At 62.2% G+C, this 22,502-nt stretch carries 15 protein-coding genes; 9 read left to right on the top strand and 6 right to left on the bottom strand.

The genetic code is table 11. From position 1 onward, the window contains the following. The first annotated feature begins 96 nt into the window (after window positions 1–96). Entirely contained in the window at window positions 97–936 is an 840-nt protein-coding gene (locus tag J3P84_RS25155; protein ID WP_434626420.1) for a 23S rRNA (adenine(2030)-N(6))-methyltransferase RlmJ, read from the top strand. 87 nt (window positions 937–1,023) lie between these two features. Here the strand turns inward: J3P84_RS25155 and J3P84_RS25150 are convergent, their stop codons facing one another. The 6 genes from J3P84_RS25150 to aceE all read right to left on the bottom strand — a co-directional run bounded on the left by J3P84_RS25150 (window position 1,024) and on the right by aceE (window position 11,229). Beyond that, entirely contained in the window at window positions 1,024–1,194 is a 171-nt protein-coding gene (locus J3P84_RS25150; protein WP_434631586.1) for a hypothetical protein, read from the bottom strand. A 292-nt stretch (window positions 1,195–1,486) separates the two neighbouring features. Then, on the bottom strand, window positions 1,487–2,134 hold the full coding sequence (msrA, locus tag J3P84_RS25145) for a peptide-methionine (S)-S-oxide reductase MsrA (RefSeq protein ID WP_434631522.1): 648 nt from the start codon (window positions 2,132–2,134) through the stop codon (window positions 1,487–1,489). A gap of 84 nt (window positions 2,135–2,218) precedes the next feature. Further along, window positions 2,219–4,912 (bottom strand): putative bifunctional diguanylate cyclase/phosphodiesterase, encoded by a 2,694-nt coding sequence (locus J3P84_RS25140; protein ID WP_434626419.1) that lies wholly within the window; start codon window positions 4,910–4,912, stop codon window positions 2,219–2,221. Between the two features lie 194 nt (window positions 4,913–5,106). Beyond that, window positions 5,107–6,498 carry an alkaline phosphatase D family protein gene (locus tag J3P84_RS25135; protein ID WP_434626418.1) on the bottom strand — a complete coding sequence of 464 codons (1,392 nt, stop codon included), beginning with the start codon at window positions 6,496–6,498 and terminating at the stop codon, window positions 5,107–5,109. Between the two features lie 418 nt (window positions 6,499–6,916). Then, window positions 6,917–8,572, bottom strand: a complete 1,656-nt coding sequence (gene aceF / locus J3P84_RS25130; protein ID WP_434626417.1) for a dihydrolipoyllysine-residue acetyltransferase — start codon at window positions 8,570–8,572, stop codon at window positions 6,917–6,919. 11 nt (window positions 8,573–8,583) lie between these two features. After that, the gene (gene aceE / locus J3P84_RS25125; RefSeq protein ID WP_434626416.1) at window positions 8,584–11,229 is read right to left on the bottom strand and encodes a pyruvate dehydrogenase (acetyl-transferring), homodimeric type; all 2,646 of its coding nucleotides are present in this window, start codon (window positions 11,227–11,229) and stop codon (window positions 8,584–8,586) included. Between the two features lie 382 nt (window positions 11,230–11,611). On the opposite strand from aceE, the gene glnE reads away from it, so the two are divergent. The 8 genes from glnE to J3P84_RS25085 all read left to right on the top strand — a co-directional run bounded on the left by glnE (window position 11,612) and on the right by J3P84_RS25085 (window position 22,277). After that, complete coding sequence (gene glnE / locus J3P84_RS25120; protein WP_434626415.1) at window positions 11,612–14,551, top strand: bifunctional [glutamate--ammonia ligase]-adenylyl-L-tyrosine phosphorylase/[glutamate--ammonia-ligase] adenylyltransferase; 2,940 nt, start codon at window positions 11,612–11,614, stop codon at window positions 14,549–14,551. 761 nt (window positions 14,552–15,312) lie between these two features. Beyond that, the gene (waaF, locus tag J3P84_RS25115) at window positions 15,313–16,347 is read left to right on the top strand and encodes a lipopolysaccharide heptosyltransferase II (RefSeq protein WP_434626414.1); all 1,035 of its coding nucleotides are present in this window, start codon (window positions 15,313–15,315) and stop codon (window positions 16,345–16,347) included. 1 nt (window position 16,348) lies between these two features. After that, window positions 16,349–17,407, top strand: coding sequence for a lipopolysaccharide heptosyltransferase I (gene waaC / locus J3P84_RS25110; RefSeq protein WP_434626413.1), 1,059 nt, complete (start codon window positions 16,349–16,351; stop codon window positions 17,405–17,407). Further along, complete coding sequence (locus J3P84_RS25105) at window positions 17,407–18,528, top strand: glycosyltransferase family 4 protein (RefSeq protein ID WP_434626411.1); 1,122 nt, start codon at window positions 17,407–17,409, stop codon at window positions 18,526–18,528. Before waaC ends, J3P84_RS25105 begins: the two co-directional genes overlap by 1 nt. Next, on the top strand, window positions 18,528–19,334 hold the full coding sequence (gene rfaP / locus J3P84_RS25100) for a lipopolysaccharide core heptose(I) kinase RfaP (RefSeq protein ID WP_434602621.1): 807 nt from the start codon (window positions 18,528–18,530) through the stop codon (window positions 19,332–19,334). The genes J3P84_RS25105 and rfaP overlap by 1 nt, the downstream gene beginning before the upstream one ends. Beyond that, on the top strand, window positions 19,334–20,068 hold the full coding sequence (locus J3P84_RS25095; RefSeq protein WP_434602622.1) for a lipopolysaccharide kinase InaA family protein: 735 nt from the start codon (window positions 19,334–19,336) through the stop codon (window positions 20,066–20,068). The genes rfaP and J3P84_RS25095 overlap by 1 nt, the downstream gene beginning before the upstream one ends. Next, window positions 20,065–20,817: a lipopolysaccharide kinase InaA family protein gene (locus J3P84_RS25090; RefSeq protein WP_434626410.1), complete on the top strand. Its 753-nt coding sequence runs from the start codon at window positions 20,065–20,067 to the stop codon at window positions 20,815–20,817. Before J3P84_RS25095 ends, J3P84_RS25090 begins: the two co-directional genes overlap by 4 nt. Next, window positions 20,817–22,277, top strand: coding sequence for a lipopolysaccharide kinase InaA family protein (locus J3P84_RS25085; RefSeq protein ID WP_434626408.1), 1,461 nt, complete (start codon window positions 20,817–20,819; stop codon window positions 22,275–22,277). The genes J3P84_RS25090 and J3P84_RS25085 overlap by 1 nt, the downstream gene beginning before the upstream one ends. The last annotated feature ends 225 nt before the right edge of the window (window positions 22,278–22,502 follow it).

The raw sequence follows: 22,502 nt of genomic DNA, 5'->3' as shown, positions 1-22,502 counted from the left end.
AGCTCCCTCGCCACGGGTCTGTTCGTCCGCTCGGCTGCGAACCCCTGACGTTCGGCACGCTTCAAGGTAAACTCCTCGGCCTTCGCAGGAGCCGCCATGAATTATCGCCATGCCTTCCACGCCGGCAATCACGCCGATGTGTTCAAACACCTGACCTTGACCCGCCTCATTGCCCTGATGTCGCGCAAGGAGCAGCCCTTTGCCTACCTCGATACCCACGCGGGCATCGGGCTGTACGACTTGCAGGGTGACCAGGCCAATCGCACCGGCGAATATCTGGAAGGCATCGCGCGGTTGTGGGGCCAGGATGACCTGCCGCCGCTGACCGCCGAGTACATGAAGGTGCTGCACGAGATGAACCCGGACGGTCAGTTGCGCTATTACCCGGGCTCACCGGAACTGGCGCGGCGCCTGACCCGGGCGCAGGACCGGGTGCTGCTCAACGAGAAACATCCCGAAGACGGCGTTCTGCTCAAGGACAACATGAAGGGTGACCGTCGCGTGGCGGTGCACCTGGGCGAAGGCTGGCATGTGCCGCGGGCTCTGCTGCCGGTGAGCGAGAAGCGCGGGCTGATGCTCATCGATCCGCCCTTTGAACAGCTCGACGAGATGCAGCGCTGCGCCGCTTCGCTCAAGGAAGCCATCGGCCGGATGCGCCAGACGGTCGCGGCGATCTGGTACCCGGTGAAGGACCAGCGCATGTTGCGTCGCTTCTACCAGGACCTGGCCGGCACCGGCGCGCCGAAGCTGTTGCGGGTGGAATTGCTGGTGCATCCGCTGGCCACGCCGAACAGCCTGAACGGCTCCGGCCTGGCCATCGCCAATCCGCCTTGGGGGCTTGAGGAAGAATTGCGGGAATTGCTGCCCTGGTTATCCAGGAAGCTCGGGCAGACCCAGGGTGGTTGGCAGATGGATTGGTTGATTGCTGAAAGCTGATTGATGACGCCTGATAGGCCGCCTTCGTCGGATCGCCGCCCGGAGCAGGCTCGCTCCGACAATGAAACCGGGGTACCCCCGCAAGAATCAGGCCGCCTTGCTTTTGATTTTGATTTTGATTTTGATCTTGATCTTGATCTTGATCTGAGGCGCCCCGTTAACCACGCTGGCCGAACGCAGGCATTGCGCAGTGGGCATCCCGGCATGGATGCCGGGATAGCCGCGCTGGGCCAGGGACGGCCCTTGCGGCGGGCCCACGGAGCAATGCCGGAGTGAGGGCATGCCGAGCCCAAGCGAGGCACCAAGTGGTGGGGCAGAGCGTTTTTGGTTACTTTTGGCGCTCTTTCCAAAAGTGACCCGCCGTAAGGGCGGAACCCTAGGCAGCCGTTACCGCAGCAACGGATATGTACTCGGTCAACAAACCCCCTGGCCGACTGTCAGGCCGCATTCGCGAGCAAGCTCGCTCCCACAGGGCTTGGGGTGTACTCACTATATGGGTTCGACCCTGGCCATTGTGGGAGCGAGCCTGCTCGCGAAGCTTTTAGAATTGTCAGATCGGGCAAGTCACGCCCGTACCGCCAATCCCGCAATAACCTTCAGGGTTCTTCGCCAGGTATTGCTGGTGATACGCCTCGGCAAAGTAGAAGGTCGGCGCTTCGTCGATTTCGGTGGTGATTTCTCCCAGCCCGGCCTTGGTCAGTTCAGCCTGGAATAGTTCCTTGCTCTTTTTCGCCGCTTCCAGCTGCTCGGGCGTGGTGCAGTAGACCACCGAGCGGTACTGGGTGCCGATGTCGTTGCCCTGGCGCATGCCCTGGGTCGGGTTGTGCAGTTCCCAGAACATCGCCAGCAGTTCGTTGTAGCTGACTTTCTCCGGCTCGTAGACCACCAGCACCACTTCGCTGTGGCCGGTCAGGCCCGAGCAGACCTCTTCGTAAGTCGGGTTTGGCGTAAAGCCGCCCGCGTAACCCACCGCCGTGCTGACCACGCCTTCACGTTGCCAGAACTTGCGCTCCGCACCCCAGAAGCAACCCAGGCCAAAGATCGCGAAGTCCACGTCCATGGCAAACGGGCCCAGCAGCGGCGCGTCATGGACGAAGTGTTTTTCCGGCACGGTCATCGGGGTTTCACGGCCAGGCAGAGCTTGTTCTTGAGTAGGAAGCACGTTTTTGTTCACCAGGATTTCCGAGCGCAAGACCATCATCAGTCCTCTCAGTCAGATTGAATTGAGCGAAATAGACCGTCAGTGTGCCTCAGAAAAGCCGCTGCTCGCTATAAGCGGCTGTCAGACAAGAGGGCCGCGCGGGTAGCGCTTGAGCTTCTCGACAAGCTCTGCACCGGGAATCGGCCGGTCGAACAGGTAGCCCTGGCCGACGTCGCAGCGGTGGCGACGCAGGAACGCCAGCTGCTGGGCGGTCTCGATGCCTTCGGCGACGACCTTGAGTTTCAGGTTGTGGGCCATGGCGATCACGGCGGAGGTGATTTCCATGTCGTCCTGGTTGTCGGGGATCTCATGGATGAAGCTGCGATCGATCTTGATGATGTCGATCGGGAATTTCTTCAGATAGCTCAGGGATGAATAACCGGTACCGAAATCGTCCATGGCCAGGGTCAGGCCCAAGCGCTTGAGCTGGTCGAGTTGCAGGTGCGTGTCTTCGGTGGCTTCGAGCAGCAAGCCTTCGGTCAGCTCCAGTTCCAGCAAGCGGGCGGGCAGTTGCTCTTCCTTGAGGATGCTGGCGATCGAGGCCACCAGGTCCGGGTCGGAGAACTGCTTGGGCGACAGGTTGATCGCCACCTGCAGGTTGCCCAGGCCGGCTGCGGTCAATTGCTTGCTCATGCGGCAAGCCTGGCGGGCGATCCATTTGCCGATGGGGATGATCAGGCCGGTTTCCTCGGCCACGCTGATGAACTGGTCCGGACGGATCATGCCTTTTTCCGGGTGGTTCCAGCGCAGCAGCGCCTCCATGCCCAGCAGGCGACCGCTGCGCAGGCACAGCTTGGGCTGGTAGAAAACGTCCAGTTCATTCTGGGTCAGGGCGCGGCGCAGGTTGTTTTCCACGAACAGCTTGTAGCTGGCCTCGGCGTTCAGCGCCTCGGTGAACACCTGGACCTGATGCTTGCCGTTGGCCTTGGCCTTGTGCAGGGCGAGGCCGGCGTTGCGCATCAGCGTCTGCGGGTCACGCCCATGCAACGGTGCGCAGGCCAGGCCGACCGAACCGGTCACGCTGATCAACTGGTTGTCGACGAACATCGGCTTGTCGAGCGTCATCAGCAATTGGCTGGCGATCTGCTGGCCGGCTTCCAGGCCGGTGTCATCCAGCAGTACGGCGAACTCGTTACTGGCGAACCGCGCCAGGCTGCCGCTTGGGCTCAGGCTGTTGCGCAGGCGTCGGGCCAGGCTGATCAGCAGCTTGTCGCCGGTCTGGTGGCCGAGGCTGTCGTTGATGCGCTTGAAGTTGTCGATGTCCACCAGCAACAGGCTGATGGGCGAGTCACTGTCCCGGGCGAAGCGTTCATCGAGATTGCGAATGAACGCCGGGCGGTTGCCCAGGTTGGTCAGGTTGTCGGTGTAGGCCAGGCGTTCGATGCGCTGCTGCGCCAGTTTGGTCTGGGTGATGTCTTCGTAGATGCCGATGTAGTGGGTCAGTTCGCGGTTGTCGCCATAGACCTTGGAAATCGACAGCTGGCCCCAGTAGGGCTCGAGGTTTTTGCGTCGGCTCTTGAATTCGCCCTGCCAGCTGTTGCTCTGGGCCAGGGCCGACGGTGCGTCGAAGAGCAGTTCGCTGAGATTCTCCAGGGCCGGCAGCTCGGACAGGCGCTGACCGTGGACTTCTTCAGTGGTGTACTGAGTGATGGCGGTGAAGCTCGGGTTGACGTATTCCACCACGCCGTCGCAGTTGACCAGCAGGAACGCGTTGGCGCTCTGTTCCACCGCGCGCTGGAACAAGTGCAGTGCGCTGGTGGCGGTGCGCCGGTTGTGGTTGTTGATGACCTGGGCGAACTGGTCCGCCAGTTCGCCGGCAAAGGCGATTTCATCCGATTGCCAGGCGCGGGTGGCGCCCACTTGCTCCAGGCACAGGACGCCTACCACCTGGCCGTCGATACGGATACTGGCGTCGAGAATTGCGTTGACGTCGCGGATGCGCAGGTTCTCGGCCATCTCGCGGGTGCGCGGGTCGCGCATCGCATTGTGGGCATCAATGGCGCGGCAGGTCTGCAACGCTTCCATGTAGGTTGGGAAGTCGCTGGCGTTGATTACCCCTGGAAGGAAATATCCCTGGGAGGCGCGGTTATAGGCCGAGATCGGCAGCAGTTTGCCGTCCTCCAGATTCCAGATGCTGGCGCTGTCGATCTGGTAGATATCGCAGGCGCTACGGGTAATCAGCTCGGCGGCTTCCTGCAACGAATTGTTGGCGCTATAGCGCTGGCGGGTCAGCAGCAGAATCAGGTCTTGTTGGGCGCGCACCCGGTCTAGATGCTGGAGCTGCTCCTGCTGGGCGCGCTGGTTCAGTTCCAGGGCGATCTGCAGGCGCGAGTTCTGGGTTTCCAGATCGAGCGCCGGCACGGAGGGCTCGGTCGGCAGCAGACTGTCCACCACCAGCAGATAGCCGCGCAGCAAATGGCGGTTGTGCTGTTTGTAGGTTTCACCCGTTTCCAGGAGGTTCAACGGGCCCCTGGCGGTGTGCAGCGTGTAGCGGATCTGGTAATGAGGAGCCTGGGTCAACTGCTGCTGGATCGCGTCGTGCAGCTGGTAGCGTGCTTCCGGCTCCATGAGGCTGGCATAGGGTGAACTCACCAGCGAGCACAGCTCGACGGCCGGCAGGCCAAAGTAACGTTCGCAGTTGGGATCGAGAAACAGTAGCGCCCAGCTTGCTTCATTCAGCCGTTCGAAACGCAGCATACCGAGCCGCGAGGGCACCGGTAACTGCGTCACTACCTCGGCCGCCATACGGCTGGCGGCATCGGGTTGGCTTTTCATGAGGGAAACTCGCTTCGAAGATGCTGATCGCGCCGGGCTGACGCCCTCGTTATTACGGATTGCCGCAAGGTTGCATCATTGCGGCACTAGCTGACAAGAGACATGAAGGCCAAGTGCTATAAACCTTTTATCGGCCGATCAGCGGATTTCTCCAGTGGCCGGCCGATCAGAGGCATTCGTGGTGCCACCGCAGGTCAGCGCAACGGTATATCGACGACCTCCAAGGGGCCGCCGTCACGGTCATGAAAGGTCACTTGAATGCTCTGGGTCGTTACTCGCAGCTGAGCGAAATTGTCCTGGCTGATGACCTTGCTGGTCAGTTCATATCGATACTCGCCGCCCGCTGCCTTGGCCATGGGCTCGCCGATGATAAAACTCGAGGCTGTGGCGTAGGGCAGCAGCAGGCTGTTGCACAGCGGCGAGGAAACGATGGTGTGGACTGCGAAATCAGGATCCTGGTTATGAACCAGGCGGCTGGTCAGGGAGCCGTGCACGTCGCCGGACACAAAAATCACGTTTTTGATCCGGTGCGTGCGGATGGCTTCGATCAGGCGCAGGCGTTGGTTCGGGAAGGCTTGCCAGGCGTCTCCGTCATCCAGTTTGCGATCGGGATAGAACATGACGCTGGTTACGACAAGCTTGACCCGGGCAGTGCTGCCGATGAGCCATTCCAGCAACGCCTGCTCCTGTTCCTGATCAAGGATGCGCCGGTCAGCCGCCGACAGGTTGCGTCGGGTCCGGCTGTCGGTGACGAACCATTGGATATCCCCGTGAGCGAACAGGTACCAGAATCGTCGCGGCGGTCGGCCTGGGCTTGCGTCGTCCAGGTCTTCGCCAGCCGGGCCATGGCTGGCCTGATACAGCGCATAGGCATCCAGGGCGTTGGCGTATAGACGCTCATCGTCCGGTTCTTTATTGGCGGGCCAGTTGTCCTCTATTTCATGGTCATCGAGGATCATGTAGGTCGGTACGCTGGACATCAAGCGCCTGATGTGCGGCTGGGAGAAGGCCGTGCGGTACTTGAACAGAATGTCCCGGGCGCTGCGGTCCGGGGCGACCCTGTTCAGGTCATCGAGGTAGACCTGGTCACCGGTCATCAATACGGCACTGATCGGCGGATCAGCCTGTTTCACGAGGCGGTTGATGCTCGCGAAGATCCGATCACCGAGCCCGGGCAGCAACGGCATGTCGCCGACGATCTGCAAATAGCGACAGGAGCCTAGGATATAACTGCGAGTAGCGTTGTCGGTGCCGGACGGCGTGCGCAAGTGGTAAACCTCCCCTGGCCATGGCAATAGCAGTTGACCCACGGTCGCCGCGGTATGGGTCGGGCGCATGGGGCTGAACCAGCCCGCCTGGTATTCGTAGGCGGTATCGGCGCGAAGACCCTTGAGCACGATGACAGCGGTCATGTCGCGGTAAGCCTTCAATTGCACGAATTGGCCTTGCGACCAGCCGGTGTCACCTTGGCGCCTGTGGCGAATCCCGGCGAAGACCCTGTTGCTGGCGTGGTCGCCGCGCAGGAATATCCGCGCATGGTGGGTCGTGGTGTGGCCGACGATGGGGCCGACGGTAGGTTTGAACATATTCGAATCCATTCGAAGTTTTAATGGGGCACGCATCAAGATGCCTTGGCGCTTCGATGCTAAGGCTTGGCGTGTCGTAAATATCCATAGGGAAGGGGGCGCACGTTGTAGGCAATGACTACAGGGGGTGTAGTTATTTGAATCTTGCGCAGTAGGGAATTACCGCGTCGCCTGACCTGCCGCTATCGCGAGCAGGCTCGCTCCCACAGGGGTCTTCATCAGTTTCAAATGCTGGGCGGCGCCGCAAATCCATTGTGGGAGCGAGCTTGCTCGCGATGAGGTCGGCACATCCTGCACCGATGTACCTGACTTGAATTGCAGACAAAAAAAGCCCCGCCAGACGGGCGGGGTTGAGGTACGAGCGTGGCGCTCGGAAAACGAATCCCAAAGGGCCCTCTGTGAGGAGGGCCCTTCGGTGTCACAGCAGGATGGTGCGGATGTCGCCCAGCAGGTCGCTCAAGCGCTTGGTGAAGCGTGCAGCGGCCGCACCATTGATCACACGGTGATCGTAGGACAGCGACAGCGGCAGCATCAGCTTGGGCTGGAAGGCTTTACCGTCCCAGACTGGCTGGATGGTGGCCTTGGAGACACCCAGGATCGCCACTTCCGGCGCGTTGACGATCGGCGTGAAGCCGGTGCCGCCAATGTGACCGAGGCTGGAGATGGTGAAGCAGGCGCCCTGCATGTCGTCGGCGGTGAGCTTCTTGTTCCGGGCTTTTTCGGCCAGGGCAGCGGCTTCGCCAGCCAGTTGCAGCAGGCTCTTCTGGTCGACGTTACGGATGACCGGTACCAGCAGGCCTTCCGGGGTGTCGACGGCAAAGCCGATGTGCACGTACTTCTTGCGGATCACAGCCTTGCCGCTTGGGGCCAGGGAGCTGTTGAAGTCCGGCAATTCCTTGAGCAGGTGCGCGCAAGCCTTGAGCAGCAGCGGCAACACGGTCAGCTTCACGCCGGCCTTTTCGGCCACGGCTTTCTGTGCGACGCGGAAGGCTTCCAGTTCGGTGATGTCAGCCTGGTCGAACTGAGTCACGTGTGGAATGTTCAGCCAGCTGCGATGCAGGCTCGACGCGCCGATCTGCATCAGGCGGGTCATCGCGACTTCTTCGGTTTCACCGAAGCGGCTGAAGTCCACCGCCGGAATCGGCGGGATACCCGCGCCGCCAGTGGCGCCTTCGGCCGGTGCGTTCTTGGCCTTCTGCATCATGGCCTTGACGTAGGCCTGCACGTCTTCCTTCAGCACGCGGCCGTGAGGACCGCTTGGACCGACGGCCGACAGCTCGACGCCGAACTCACGGGCCAGCTGACGCACGGCTGGGCCGGCGTGCACCTTGGCACCGCTTGGCGCAGGCGCAGCGGCGACAGGGGCAGGAGCCGCTTCGGCCTTGGCGGCAGGCGCGGCGGCTGGAGCCGGAGCCGGGGCCGACTCAGCCTTGGCAGCAGGCGCAGCAGGCGCAGCAGCCGGGGCTGGCGCGGCAGGTGCCGAGGCACCGGCTACTTTCAGCTTCAGGATCAAGTCACCGGTGCCGACTTCGTCGTCCAGCTTGACCTCGACGCTTTCCACCACGCCGGCAGCCGGCGAAGGGATCTCCATGCTGGCCTTGTCGGATTCCAAGGTGATCAGCGACTGGTCGGCTTCGACGGTGTCGCCGGCCTTGACCAGTACTTCGATGATCTTGGCCTTGCCCGACGAACCGATGTCCGGGACATGAATGTCCTGGACAGAGGCCGCGGCAGGTGCAGCCGCAGTCGCCGGAGCGGCTTCTGCAGCCGGTGCGGCGGCAGGCTTTTCAGCCGCCGCCGGGGCCGCAGCGGGCGCTGGCGCTTCAGGTGCCGCAGCGGCGCCTTCGACTTCCAGTTCCAACAGCTCGTCGCCCTCTTTCAGGCGATCGCCCAGCTTCACTTTCAGGCTCTTGATGACACCGGCCTTCGGCGCGGGCACTTCCATGCTGGCCTTGTCCGATTCAAGCGTCAGGATGCTCTGGTCGGCTTCGATGCGGTCGCCGACCTTCACAAACAGTTCAATTACTTCACCTTCACCGCTGCCGATGTCAGGTACGCGAATGAGTTCGCTCACGAAAATTCTCCTCAGCAGTCCAGTGGGTTGCGTTTTTCCGGATCGATGCCGAACTTGACGATGGCCTCGGCCACCACCTTGGGTTCGATATCGCCGCGGTCAGCCAGTGCTTCCAGGGCTGCCAACACAACGAACTTACGGTCGACTTCGAAGAAGTGACGCAGCTTCTTGCGGCTGTCGCTACGGCCGAAACCGTCGGTGCCCAGCACCTTGAACTCCTTGGAAGGAACCCACTGGCGGATCTGCTCGGCGAACAGCTTCATGTAGTCGGTAGAGGCGATGACCGGCCCTTTGCGACCGTTCAGGCATTCTTCGACGTAGCTCAGTTTCGGTTTCTGGCCAGGGTGCAGGCGGTTGCTGCGCTCTACAGCGAGGCCGTCGCGACGCAATTCGTTGAAGCTGGTGACGCTCCAGACGTCGGCGCCGACGTTGAATTCTTCGCGCAGGATCTTCGCCGCTTCACGCACTTCGCGCAGGATGGTGCCGGAGCCCATCAGCTGGACGTGGTGCGCCGCTTCGCGGGTGTCTTCCTCGAGCAGGTACATACCCTTGACGATACCTGCCTCGACGCCGGCCGGCATGGCTGGCTGCTGGTAGGACTCGTTCATCACGGTGATGTAGTAGAAGACGTCCTGTTGCTCTTCGATCATCTTTTTCATGCCGTCCTGGATGATCACCGCCAGCTCGTAGCCGTAGGTCGGATCATAGGTGCGGCAGTTCGGGATGGTCCCGGCCAGCATGTGGCTGTGGCCATCTTCGTGCTGCAGGCCTTCGCCGTTCAGCGTGGTCCGGCCGGCGGTACCGCCGATCAGGAAGCCACGGGTACGGCTGTCGCCAGCGGCCCAGGCCAGGTCGCCGATACGCTGGAAGCCGAACATCGAATAGAAGATGTAGAACGGCAGCATCGGCTGGTTGTGGCTGGAGTACGAAGTACCGGCGGCAATGAACGAGCTCATGGCGCCCGCTTCGTTGATGCCTTCTTCGAGGATCTGGCCCTTCTTGTCCTCGCGGTAGAACATCACCTGGTCTTTATCGACTGGCTCGTAGAGCTGGCCGACGGACGAGTAGATGCCCAGCTGGCGGAACATGCCTTCCATACCGAAGGTACGGGCTTCGTCCGGGATGATCGGAACGATGCGCTGGCCAATCTCCTTGTCCTTGACCAGTTGCGCGAGGATCCGCACGAAGGCCATGGTGGTGGAGATTTCACGGTCGCCCGAGCCGTCCAGGATCGCCTTGAGGGTTTCCAGTGGTGGGGTCGGGATACTGAAGCTCTTGGCGCGGCGCTGCGGCACGAAACCACCCAATGCGGCACGGCGCTCAGCCAGGTAACGGGCCTCGGCGCTGCCTTCTTCCGGCTTGAAGAACGGCAGGTTTTCCAGCTCGCTGTCCTTGACCGGAATGTCGAAGCGATCGCGGAACAGCTTCAGGCTGTCGACATCGACCTTCTTGGTGTTGTGCGCGGTGTTCTTCGCTTCGCCGGCACCGGTGCCATAACCCTTGATGGTCTTGGCCAGGATGACGGTCGGCTGCTCTTTGTGGTTGACCGCCTGGTGGTAAGCCGCATAGACCTTGTACGGGTCATGGCCGCCACGGTTGAGCTTCCAGATCTCGTCGTCGGACAGGTCGGCGACCATCGCCTTGAGTTCAGGCGAGTTGAAGAAGTGCTCGCGGACGAACGCGCCGTCCTTGGCTTTGTAGTTCTGGTACTCGCCGTCGATGACTTCGTCCATGCGACGTTGCAGGATGCCGTCGACGTCCTTGGCCAGCAGTGGGTCCCAGAAACGGCCCCAGATGACTTTGTTGACGTTCCACTGGGCGCCACGGAACACGCCTTCGAGTTCCTGGATGATCTTGGCGTTGCCGCGAACCGGGCCGTCGAGGCGCTGCAGGTTGCAGTTGATGACGAAGATCAGGTTGTCGAGCTTCTCGCGGCCGGCCAGGGAGATTGCGCCCAGGGATTCCGGCTCGTCGCACTCGCCGTCACCCATGAAGCACCAGACTTTCTGCTTGCCGGCCGGGATGAAGCCACGGGCTTCCAGGTACTTCATGAAGCGTGCCTGGTAGATCGCCTGGATCGGGCCCAGGCCCATGGATACGGTCGGGAACTGCCAGAAATCGGGCATCAGCCAAGGGTGCGGATAGGAGGACAGGCCGTTGCCGTCCACTTCCTGGCGGAAATTGTTCATCTGGTCTTCGGTGATGCGGCCTTCCATGAACGCACGGGCGTAGACGCCGGGCGATGCGTGACCCTGGAAGTAGATCAGGTCGCCGCCGTGTTCGTCGGTCGGGGCCTGGAAGAAGTAGTTGAAGCCGATGTCATACAGTGTCGCGCTGGAGGCGAAGCTGGAGATGTGACCGCCCAGGTCAGAATCTTTCAGGTTGGTCCGCACGACCATGGCCAACGCGTTCCAACGCACCAGCGAGCGAATGCGGCGTTCCATGAACAGGTCGCCAGGCATGCGTGCTTCGTGGGTAACGGGGATCGTGTTGCGGTACGGCGTGGTGATGGCGTAGGGCAGTTGCGAACCGCTGCGGGTTGCGAGTTCGCCCATACGGGTCATCAGGTAATGAGCACGGTCTTCGCCTTCTTTGTCGAGAACCGATTCCAGGGCGTCCAGCCATTCCTGGGTTTCGACGGGATCGAGGTCTTGCATGGCTTGCTCCAGGGCGGAAAGGCTACCAGAATCGGTTGCCTGAGTTTGCGACTGGCCTTGTGGGCAGACGATATAAATTCTTGGATTGCCGAAGGTTGTTTCGGCGGCGTGTAGTTTTACTACAAATCGTTGGCCGTTTCAGCCTTTCGAATGTATAGACGAGTAGTAAAACTACACATGAGCGGCTTATGGCCCCTCGTTTCGTTGTGAGAATAATCGTTACTGTTGGTCTTTAGCCAACTCGAACAGGTAAAAACTTGATGCCGGCTGCCAATAAAATCAGAAAATCAGCTATTTATCATCTTTGTTCGACAGTCGATCAGGTAGTGGCTTTGCAAAAAACACTACATCCAGCCTTTCCCGCGCCGATCAAGGATAGACCATGAGCCTGCCCTCGCTTGCCGAAATTCCGGCAATTCTCCAGTCATTGGTCAGTCGCGCCGAGCAGTCGTTCCGCGCGGCGGTCGCTTCGCTGGACGACGATCACGGGCTGTCCGCCTGGACGCCGCAGCGTTGGGCCGAGTTCAACCGCGTCGCCGCTGCCAGTGACTTTGTCATCGAACAAAGTGTACGGGATCCTGCGATGCTGCTGGAACTGGTGCGCAGCGGTGAGCTGGACCGCAGCCTGGCGGCGGGTGAAATGTGCGGGCAGATCGCCGCTGCCGTACGAGCCGCCGAGAGCGAGGATGAACTGGGTCGCGTACTGCGTCGCCAGCGCACCCGTCAGCAAGTACGGATCATCTGGCGCGACCTGACCCGCCAGGCCGATCTGGTACAGACCTGCCGTGATCTCTCGGACATGGCCGACACCTGCATCGATCAGGCGTATCAGTGGTTGTACCAGCGCCTGAGCCAGCAATTCGGCACCCCCACCGGCCGGCGCAGTGGCGAGCCGCAGCAGATGGTCATCCTGGGCATGGGCAAGCTGGGAGCGGTGGAACTGAACCTGTCGTCGGACATCGACCTGATCTTTGCCTACCCCGAAGGCGGCGAAACCGTTGGCGCGAAGCGGCCGCTGGATAACCAGGAGTTTTTCATCCGCGTCGGCCAGCGGCTGATCAAGGCCCTCGACCCGATGACCGTCGACGGGTTCGTGTTCCGCGTCGACATGCGCTTGCGCCCCTACGGCTCGGCCGGTGCCCTGGTATTGAGCTTCAATGCCCTGGAACAGTATTACCAGGATCAGGGGCGCGACTGGGAACGCTACGCCATGATCAAGGCGCGGGTGGTGGCCGGCGACCAGGTGGCCGGCGCGCAATTGCTCGACATGCTGCGCCCGTTCGTCTATCGCCGTTACCTGGATTTCTCTGCCATCGAAGCGCTGCGCACCATGAAGCAGCTGATCCAGCAGGAGGTGCGGCGCAAAGGCATGGCCGACAACATCAAGCTGGGCTCGGGCGGCATTCGCGAGGTGGAGTTCATTGCCCAGGCGTTCCAGCTGATCCATGGCGGTCGTGACCTGAGCTTGCAGCAACGGCCGTTGTTGAAGGTGTTGGGTACCCTGGAAGGCCAGGGCTATCTGCCGGCCAAGGTCATCGATGAATTGCGCCAGGGGTATGAATTCCTGCGATACACCGAGCACGCGATCCAGGCCATTGCCGATCGCCAGACCCAGATGCTGCCGGATAACCCGCAAGACCAGGCGCGCATTGCGTTCATGCTGGGCTTCGTCGATTGGGCGGCGTTCCACGAGCAGTTGATGTACTGGCGCGGTCGGGTGGCGTGGCATTTTGGCCAGGTCATCGCTGACCCGGATGAGGACGAGGGCGGCGAAGGCGAAGTGGTGGTTGGCGGCGAATGGTTGCCATTGTGGGAAGACAGTCAGGACGAGGAGGCGGCGTGTCGTCAGTTGGAGGAGGCCGGTTTTGCCGATGCACCCAAAGCGCTCAAGGCCCTCGCTGTCCTGCGTGCCAGCCCGCAGCTGCGCGCCATGCAGCGCCTGGGGCGCGAGCGCCTGGACGCGTTCATTCCGCGCCTGCTCGCCCAGGCGGTGGAACATGCCGACCCGGACCTGGTGCTCGAACGGGTATTGCCGCTGGTAGAGGCCGTCGCCCGCCGTTCGGCCTATCTGGTGCTGTTGACCGAGAACCCCGGCGCCCTGCGGCGTTTGTTGACGCTGTGCGCGGCGAGTCCGTGGATCGCCGAGCAGATCACCCGGTTCCCGCTGTTGCTCGATGAATTGCTCAATGAAGGCCGTTTGTTCAAGCCGCCCCTGGCGCCTGAGCTCGCGGCGGAGTTGCGTGAGCGTCTGACACGGATTCCCGAGGACGATCTTGAGCAGCAGATGGAAGCCTTGCGGCATTTCAAACTGGCGCACCGCTTGCGGGTGGCCGCCTCGGAAATCGCCGGCAGCCTGCCGCTGATGAAAGTCAGCGATTACCTGACCTGGCTGGCCGAAGCGATTCTCGAACAGGTGCTGGCCCTGGCCTGGCGCCAGACGACGGCCAAGCATGGGGTGCCACTGCGCACCGACGGCAGCCTGTGTGATCCGGGCTTCATTATTGTCGGTTATGGAAAAGTCGGGGGGCTGGAACTGGGGCATGGTTCCGACCTGGATCTGGTGTTTATCCACGACGGTGACCCGCAGGCCGAAACCGACGGTCCGAAACCCATCGATGGCGCACAGTTTTTCACCCGGCTTGGTCAGCGAATCATTCATTTGCTGACGGCCCAGACCAACTCTGGGCAGCTGTATGAGGTGGACATGCGCCTGCGACCTTCCGGGGCGTCGGGCTTGCTGGTCAGTTCTCTGGGGGCGTTTGCCCGTTACCAGGAAAACGAAGCCTGGACCTGGGAGCATCAGGCGCTGGTACGTGCCCGGGTGCTGGTGGGCAGCCAGGATGTGGGCCAGGCGTTCGAAAAAGTCCGCGTTCAGGTACTGGGACGCTCGCGTGACTTGCCGACTTTGCGCCAGGAGGTCAGCGAGATGCGCGCCAAGATGCGCGATAATCTCGGCAGCAAGGCCACCGCTGCCGGAACCGCGCCAAATGCCTTCGAAGCCACGGCACCCTTCGACCTCAAGCAGGACGCCGGAGGTATCGTCGATATTGAATTTATGGTGCAATACGCGGCCCTGGCGTGGTCCGAGGAACATCCATCGCTGGTCCGCTATACCGACAACATCCGCATCCTGGACGGGTTGCAGGAGGTCGGGTTGCTGCCCGCCGAGGACGCCACGCTGTTGCGCGAAGCCTACAAGGCCTACCGCTCAGCCGCCCACCGCCAGGCTCTGCAGAAAGACGCCGGGGTGATCGCAGGCGATCAGTTCGTCGAGGAGCGTCGACAGGTGATGCGAATCTGGCGGGAGTTGGGGCTCAGCTGAAGGTATATGAGCTGAAGATATAAATGTGGGAGCGAGCCTGCTCGCGAAGGCGAAGTATCAGGCAACATGGATGCTGGATGTGCCGGCCGCTTCGCGAGCAAGCTCGCTCCCACATTGGATTTGTGGTGCTGCGCAGTACTTGAAACTTGTGCAGGAACCTGTGGGAGCGAGCCTGCTCGCGAAGGCGGAGTATCAGGCAACATGGATGCTGGATGTGCCGGCCGCTTCGCGAGCAAGCTCGCTCCCACATTGGATTTGTGGTGCTGCGCAGTACTTGAAACTTGTGCAGGACCCTGTGGGAGCGAGCCTGCTCGCGAAGACGGAGTGCCAGGCGCCATGGATGCTGGATGTGCCGGCCTCTTCGCGAGCAGGCTCGCTCCCACACTGGATTTGTGGTGCTGCGCAGTAATTGAAACTTGTGCAGGACCCTGTGGGAGCGAGCCTGCTCGCGAAGGCGGAGTATCAGGCGCCATGGATATTGGATGTGCCGGCCTCTTCGCGAGCAGGCTCGCTCCCACACTGGATTTGTGGTGCTGCGCAGTAATTGAAACTTGTGCAGGACCCTGTGGGAGCGAGCCTGCTCGCGAAGGCGGAGTGCCGGGCGCCGTGGATGCTGGATGTGCCGGCCTCTTCGCGAGCAGGCTCGCTCCCACAACAGATCGGTGGTGTGTTGTAGATTAGGGCAACAGGCAGCGACCTAAGCCACAGTGATTCTCGAGGCGGGGAGGCGTAGGCCTCCCCGTAGCGTTTTTGGAAAGCTCATGAATATTCTGATCGTTGGACCCAGTTGGGTCGGTGACATGGTGATGGCGCAGACACTGTTCCAGTGCCTCAAACAGCGTCATCCGCAATGCGAAATCGATGTCCTGGCCCCCGAGTGGAGCCGGCCGATTCTTGAGCGCATGCCGCAGGTGCGCAAGGCCTTGAGCTTCCCGCTCGGTCATGGCGTGCTTGAGCTGGCTACCCGCCGGCGCATCGGCAAATCCCTGGCCGGTCAGTACGACCAGGCGATCCTGCTGCCCAATTCGCTGAAATCGGCGTTGGTGCCGTTCTTCGCCAGCATCCCCAAGCGCACTGGCTGGCGTGGCGAATTTCGCTATGGCTTGCTCAACGATGTGCGCACGCTGGATAAAGATCGTTATCCGCTGATGATCGAGCGCTTCATGGCCCTGGCCTACGAGCCGGGCGCCGAGTTGCCCAAGCCTTATCCGCGACCGAGCCTGCAGATCGACCCGGTCACGCGCGAAACGGCCCTGGCCAAGTTCGGCCTGACCCTGGACCGGCCGGTATTGGCGCTGTGCCCGGGTGCCGAATTTGGTGAGTCCAAACGCTGGCCGGCCGAGCATTACGCCCAGGTGGCCGAGGCGAAGATCCGCGAAGGCTGGCAAGTCTGGCTGTTCGGTTCGAAAAACGATCACTCCGTGGGCGAGGAGATCCGCTCGCGGCTGATCCCGGGCCTGCGGGAGGAGTCGACCAATCTGAGCGGCGACACGTCCCTGGCCGAGGCCATTGATCTGTTGTCCTGTGCCGATTCCGTGGTGTCCAACGACTCCGGCCTGATGCACGTCGCGGCGGCGTTGAACCGCCCTCTGGTGGCGGTCTACGGTTCCACCTCGCCGGGCTTCACGCCGCCGTTGGCCGACAAAGTCGAAGTCGTGCGCCTGGGCATCGAATGCAGCCCGTGCTTCGATCGCACCTGCCGCTTCGGCCACTACAATTGCCTGCGCCAGCTCATGCCGCCGTCGGTGAACGAGGCCCTGGAGCGATTGCAGGGCTCACCCGTGGAGGTCCGGTAACTTGCGGGTATTGCTGATCAAGACCTCCTCCCTGGGGGATGTGGTCCACACCCTGCCGGCGCTGACCGATGCGGCGCGGGCGATTCCCGGCATCCGCTTCGATTGGGTGGTGGAAGAGGGGTTCGCCGAAATCCCTACGTGGCACCCCGCGGTGGGCAAAGTCATCCCGGTGGCGATCCGGCGCTGGCGCAAGAATATCTGGCAAACCATCAAGAGCGGCGAGTGGCGGCGGTTCAAGCAAAGCATGCGGGCCGAGAAGTATGACTTGGTGATTGACGCCCAAGGCTTGCTGAAAAGCGCCTGGCTGACTCGCTACGTCAAGGCCCCGGTGGCTGGCCTGGATAAGGATTCGGCGCGCGAACCCCTGGCGGCGCGGTTTTACTCCCGGCGCCTGGCGGTGGCCCGTGGTCAGCATGCGGTCGAGCGCGTGCGCCAGCTGTTTGCCGTGGCGCTGGGCTACGACTTGCCGCAGACCCAGGGCAACTATGGCCTCGACATCGACCGCCTGGTGGAACTGCCGCGCCCCTATCCCTATGTGGTTTTCCTGCATGGCACGACCTGGGACTCCAAGCACTGGCCCGAGCTTTACTGGCGCCAGCTCACCGAGCGCATGGGCCAGTACGGCGTGGTGGTAAAACTGCCGTGGGGCAACCCTGTCGAAAAGGCCCGCGCCGAGCGCATCGCCAGCGGGCTGCGCAACGCCCTGGTACTGCCGAAACTGAACCTTGGCGGCATGGGCAAGGTGCTCGCCGGTGCACAGGCCTGCGTAGCCGTGGACACTGGCCTCGGTCACCTGGCTGCGGCCCTGGACGTGCCGACCGTTTCGCTGCTCGGCCCGACCAACCCGGTGCTGACCGGTGCCTACGGCAAGGGCCAGATTCACCTCGCCAGTGATTTCCCCTGCGCGCCCTGCATGCAGAAACAGTGTACTTATCCACCGACTGCCGAAGATGCCCGTCGGTTTGACCTTAAGCGCGAGCAGCCCCTGTGCTTCACGCGTGTAAACCCCGAGCGTGTTGCCAGCCACTTGAGCACGTTATTGGCTGAGGAGCCGCGCTGATGCAATTGGCTTTTGTCCTTTACAAATATTTTCCTTTCGGTGGCCTGCAGCGTGACTTCATGCGCATCGCCCTGGAATGCCAGCGGCGTGGCCACCAGATCCGCGTCTACACGCTGATCTGGGAGCGCGACGTGCCGCCCGGCTTCGAGGTGCTGGTGGCGCCGGTCAAGGCGCTGTTCAACCACCGTCGCAATGAGAAGCTCAGCGCCTGGATGGAGGCCGACCTGGCACAGCGCCCGGTGGATCGTCTGATCGGTTTCAACAAAATGCCTGGCCTGGACGTCTATTACGCCGCCGACGGCTGCTTCGAAGACAAGGCACAGAACCTGCGCAATTCGCTGTACCGGCGCTGGGGCCGCTACCGGCATTTCGCCGAATACGAGCGGGCGGTGTTCGCCAAGGATGCCAAGACCGAAGTCCTGATGATTTCCGAAGTCCAGCAGCCGCTGTTCATCAAGCACTACGACACGCCGCTGGAACGCTTCCATCTGCTGCCGCCCGGCATCGCCCAGGACCGTCGCCGGCCCGCCGACGCCGACGAGATCCGTGCCGCGTTCCGGGCCGAATTCCAGCTGGCCGACGATGACCTGCTACTGGTGCAGATCGGCTCCGGCTTCAAGACCAAGGGTGTGGATCGCAGCCTCAAGGCCCTGGCCGCGCTGCCGGCCGAATTGAGAAAACGCACCCGGCTGTTTGTAATCGGCCAGGACGACCCCAAGGTATTCCAACTGCAGAGTGCCGCGCTGGGTCTGGGCGACAATGTGCGGTTCCTCAAGGGCCGCAGCGATATCCCGCGTTTCCTGCTTGGCGCCGACCTGTTGATCCACCCGGCCTACAACGAAAACACCGGCACGGTACTGCTCGAAGCGCTGGTGGCCGGGTTGCCGGTGCTGGTCAGCGCGGTGTGCGGGTACGCCCATTACATCGCCGAGGCCGACAGCGGCCTGGTGCTGGATGAGCCGTTCGAGCAGACGCAACTGACCGAATACCTGGGGCGGATGCTCGGTGATTCCGAGGCAAGAGCGGCCTGGAGCCGCAACGGTCTGGCCTTCGCCGAGACGGCCGACCTCTACAGCATGCCGCAGCACGCGGCCGATGTGATATTGGCGGAGCACGCTTGATGAAATTGATGCTGGCCGAACCGTTCAAGAGCCTTTGGGCTGGACGCGATGCGTTCACCGAGGTCGAGGCGCTCAAGGGCGAGGTCTACCGTGAACTCGAAGCCCGGCGCACCTTGCGCACCGAGGTGGACGGTCGCGGCTTTTTCGTGAAGATCCACCGTGGCATCGGTTGGGGCGAGATTTTCAAGAACCTGCTGACCGCCAAGCTGCCGGTACTTGGCGCGGGACAGGAATGGAAAGCCATCCAGCGTCTGCAGGAAGTCGGCGTGCCGACCATGACGGCCGTCGCGTATGGCGAGAAGGGCAGCAACCCGGCCGACCAGCATTCGTTCATCGTCACCGAAGAACTGGCGCCCACCATCAGCCTTGAAGATTACAGCATCGACTGGGTCAGGCAGCCGCCGCAGCCCAGGCTCAAGCGGGCACTGATCGCTGAAGTGGCGCGCATGACCGGCATGATGCACCGCGCCGGGGTCAACCATCGCGACTGCTACATCTGCCATTTCCTGCTGCATACCGACACACCGGTGACGGCCGACGGTTTCAAGCTCTCGGTGATCGACCTGCACCGCGCCCAGACCCGCCCGGCCATCACCACGCGCTGGCGCAACAAAGACCTGGCCGCGCTGTATTTTTCGGCGCTGGACATCGGCCTGACGCGCCGCGACAAGCTGCGTTTCCTCAAAGGCTATTTCCAGCAGCCGTTGCGCCAGGTACTGGCTGAAGAAGCGTCGCTGCTGGCCTGGCTCGAAGGCAAGGCCAACAAGCTGTATGCGCGCAAGCAGCGGTATGGGGACGCGCTCTGATGTCAGGCTGGACACTGGAACCGGCCTACGCCGAACTGGCGGCGGATTTCGGTAGCCTGGACGCGGTGTTCGCCCTCCAGGGCGAGCGCCTGACGCGCGACCCGCTGTCGGAGGTGATTCGTGTACAGCGCAACGGCGTCAATTATTACGTCAAGCGCTACACCGGCGCCGGCAAGGGCTTGCGGCGTTACCTGGGCAGGCCGCGGGTCAAGTCCGAATGGCAGAACCTCAAGCGCTTCGCCAAATGGGGGATCCCGACCGCGCAAATCATTGCCTGGGGACTGGAGCGAAACGGCGCGGCGTTCGCCCGTGGTGCGATGATCACCCGCGAATTGCCTCGCACCGAAGACCTCTCGGCCCTGGCCGAACGTCGCGACCGCAGGCTGGCGGATCGCGCCTGGGTCGACGGTGTGAGCCGGCAGTTGGCGGGTTACACGCGGACCATGCACGAGCAGCGCTTTACCCATAACGATTTGAAGTGGCGCAACCTGCTGATCGACGATCAGTCGCGGTTGTTCCTGATCGATTGTCCGAACGGTGATTTCTGGCGCGGCTTCTGGCTCAAGTACCGGATCATCAAGGACCTGGCGTGCCTGGACAAGGTCGCCAAATATCACCTGTCGGCCACTCAGCGCCTGCGTTTTTACCTGCAATACCGGCAGCGCGACCGGCTGGATGCCCTGGACAAGAAGCGTATCCGGCACGTGGTGAAATTTTTCGAGGGGCGTGAATGACTGATTTTCTGGCCGATGAAGACCGCGCGTTGCTGCAACGCCATGGCCTGGACAGCTTCGAGGCCTTGTGGGCACGACAACTGGAAGCGGTGGACGAACCCAACACCTCGGGGGAAGGCTGGAGCAGCGTGTTCCGCCTGGAACTGGAAGGGCAGGGGTACTACCTCAAGCGTCAGAGCAATTACCTGACCCGAACCTTGTCGCATCCGTTCGGCGAGCCGAGTTTTTCCCGGGAATTCCGTAATATCAGCCGTTATCGGCAACTGCGCATCCCCGCGCTGCAGGCCGTGTTCTATGGCCAGCGCAAGGTGAACGGCGAGGCTCGTGCGGTTCTGCTGACGCGTGCGCTGGACGGCTGGGATGACCTCGATTCATTGCTGCAGCGCTGGTCGACGCTGAGTGGCGCGCAGCGCACGGGCATCCTGCAGGCCTGCGGGCACCTGGCGCGGCGCCTGCACGATGCGCATCAGATGCATGGTTGTTTTTATCCCAAGCACATTTTTCTGCAAGCCGGCGACAGCGGCTACCAAGCGCAGTTGATCGACCTGGAGAAGACCCGGCCGCTGCTGTTCGGCCAACGTGACCGGATCAAGGACCTGGAACCGCTGTTGCGCCGGGCAGGTGCCTGGAAGGGTGACGATGTGCGCCAGTTGCTGGCTACTTATCTGGAGCAGCCGCTGGACAGCGCTCTGGTCGACAGCTGGATGACACGCGTGGCCGCCCGCCGTACCGATAAGGAGGCGCGTTGATGCTTTTGTCCGAACTGAAAAATGCCGGCCGCAGCCCTGGCCTGCCCTTGAGCCTGGAGCTGGCGGACGCCGCCGGACCGGCGCAATTGCAATTGCTGACGCTTCTGCGCGTTTTACCGGGGCAGCGTTATGTGGGCGCGGGTGTCTGGCGCGGTCGCCCGGTACTGGCGAAATTGTTGGTTGGCGCCAAGGCGGCTCGTCACTTCCAGCGTGAGCTGCAAGGCGTGCGTCTGCTGGCGGAACAGGGCCTGACCACACCGCTGTTGCTGGTGGACGGCTTGAAGGACGGCGAGGGTGGCTGGCTGCTGTTCGAATTGCTCGAAGGGGCCCAAAGCCTGGGCGACGCCTGGAGGCAAGTCGAGCAATTGCCGCCGTTGGCCGATGAGCAGGCCGCAGTGTTGGCGGAGGCCCTGGGTGCCATTGCACAACTGCACGCCAAGGGCCTGTGGCAAGAGGATCTGCACCTGGACAACCTGCTGCGCCACGATGGGGAACTCTACCTGATCGATGGCGCCGGTATTCGGGTCGAAACCGCAGGGCAGCCGTTGTCGCGGCAAAAAGTGCTGGAGAATCTCGGTGTGTTTTTCGCCCAGTTGCCCAAGTCCCTGGCGCCGTTCACCGAAGAGTTGCTGGTGCATTATCTGCTGGGCAATGCCGAACATGCGTTGCCGATGGAGGCGTTGCAAAAACAGATCGACAAGGTGCATTCCTGGCGCCTGAAGGATTTCCTCGAAAAGGTCGGGCGAGAATGCAGCCTGTTCAGCGTCAAGCGTGGGGCCTTCGGCCTGCGGGCTATCCGCCGTGATGAAGAGGCCGCGATAGCGCCCGTGCTTGAGCAGGCCGATGCCCTGCTTGACCAGGGACATCTGTTCAAGACCGGCGGCGCGGCGAGTGTCGGCAGGGTGGTGGCGGACGGCCGTACGCTGATCATCAAGCGCTACAACATCAAGGGCTTCGCCCATTGGCTCAAGCGCTTCTGGCGTCCGAGCCGTGCCTGGCATGCCTGGCGCGAAGGTCATCGCCTGGCCTTTCTCGGCATTGCCACGCCCAAGCCGCTGGCGCTGCTGGAAAAGCGTTTCCTGTGGCTGCGCCGTGGTGCGTATCTGGTCACCGAGTACTTGCCGGGCCCGGACATCATCGAACGCTTCGCCCCATACGTGGAGACCGGTGAAGCGCCCGAAACAGAATTGCTGGCGCTGGATCGCTTGTTCGCCGACCTCATCCGCGAACGGATCAGCCATGGCGACTTCAAGGGCCACAACCTGTTCTGGCAACACGACCGCTGGGCGTTGATCGACCTCGACTCCATGTGCCAACACCGCACCCAGGCGAGCTTCGCCCAGGCCTACGCCCGGGATCGCGCGCGGTTCATGCGCAACTGGCCGCAGGATAGCGCGCTGTATCGGGTGATTGATGAGCGCTTGCCAAAGGATGTCGAAAACACCCTCTCGGCCTTGTGACCGATCACCGTGGCGAGGGAGCTTGCTCCCGCTGGGCTGCGCAGCGGCCCCAAAGCCATTCAGCGCGGTGTGCCAGGAAAACACAGTTGCCAAGTTTACGACTGCTGCGCAGCCGAGCGGGAGCAAGCTCCCTCGCCACGGATCGGGTAAATCCTGGGGTTAGGTGTAGATTCGTTGCCGCCTTCGCGAGCAGGCTCGCTCCCACGGGTGTTCAGGTCCTTCAGG

The organism is Pseudomonas sp. Z1-29 (genome assembly GCF_051131995.1).
GTDB lineage: Bacteria > Pseudomonadota > Gammaproteobacteria > Pseudomonadales > Pseudomonadaceae > Aquipseudomonas.
This window is presented reverse-complemented; position numbering and strand designations above follow the sequence as displayed.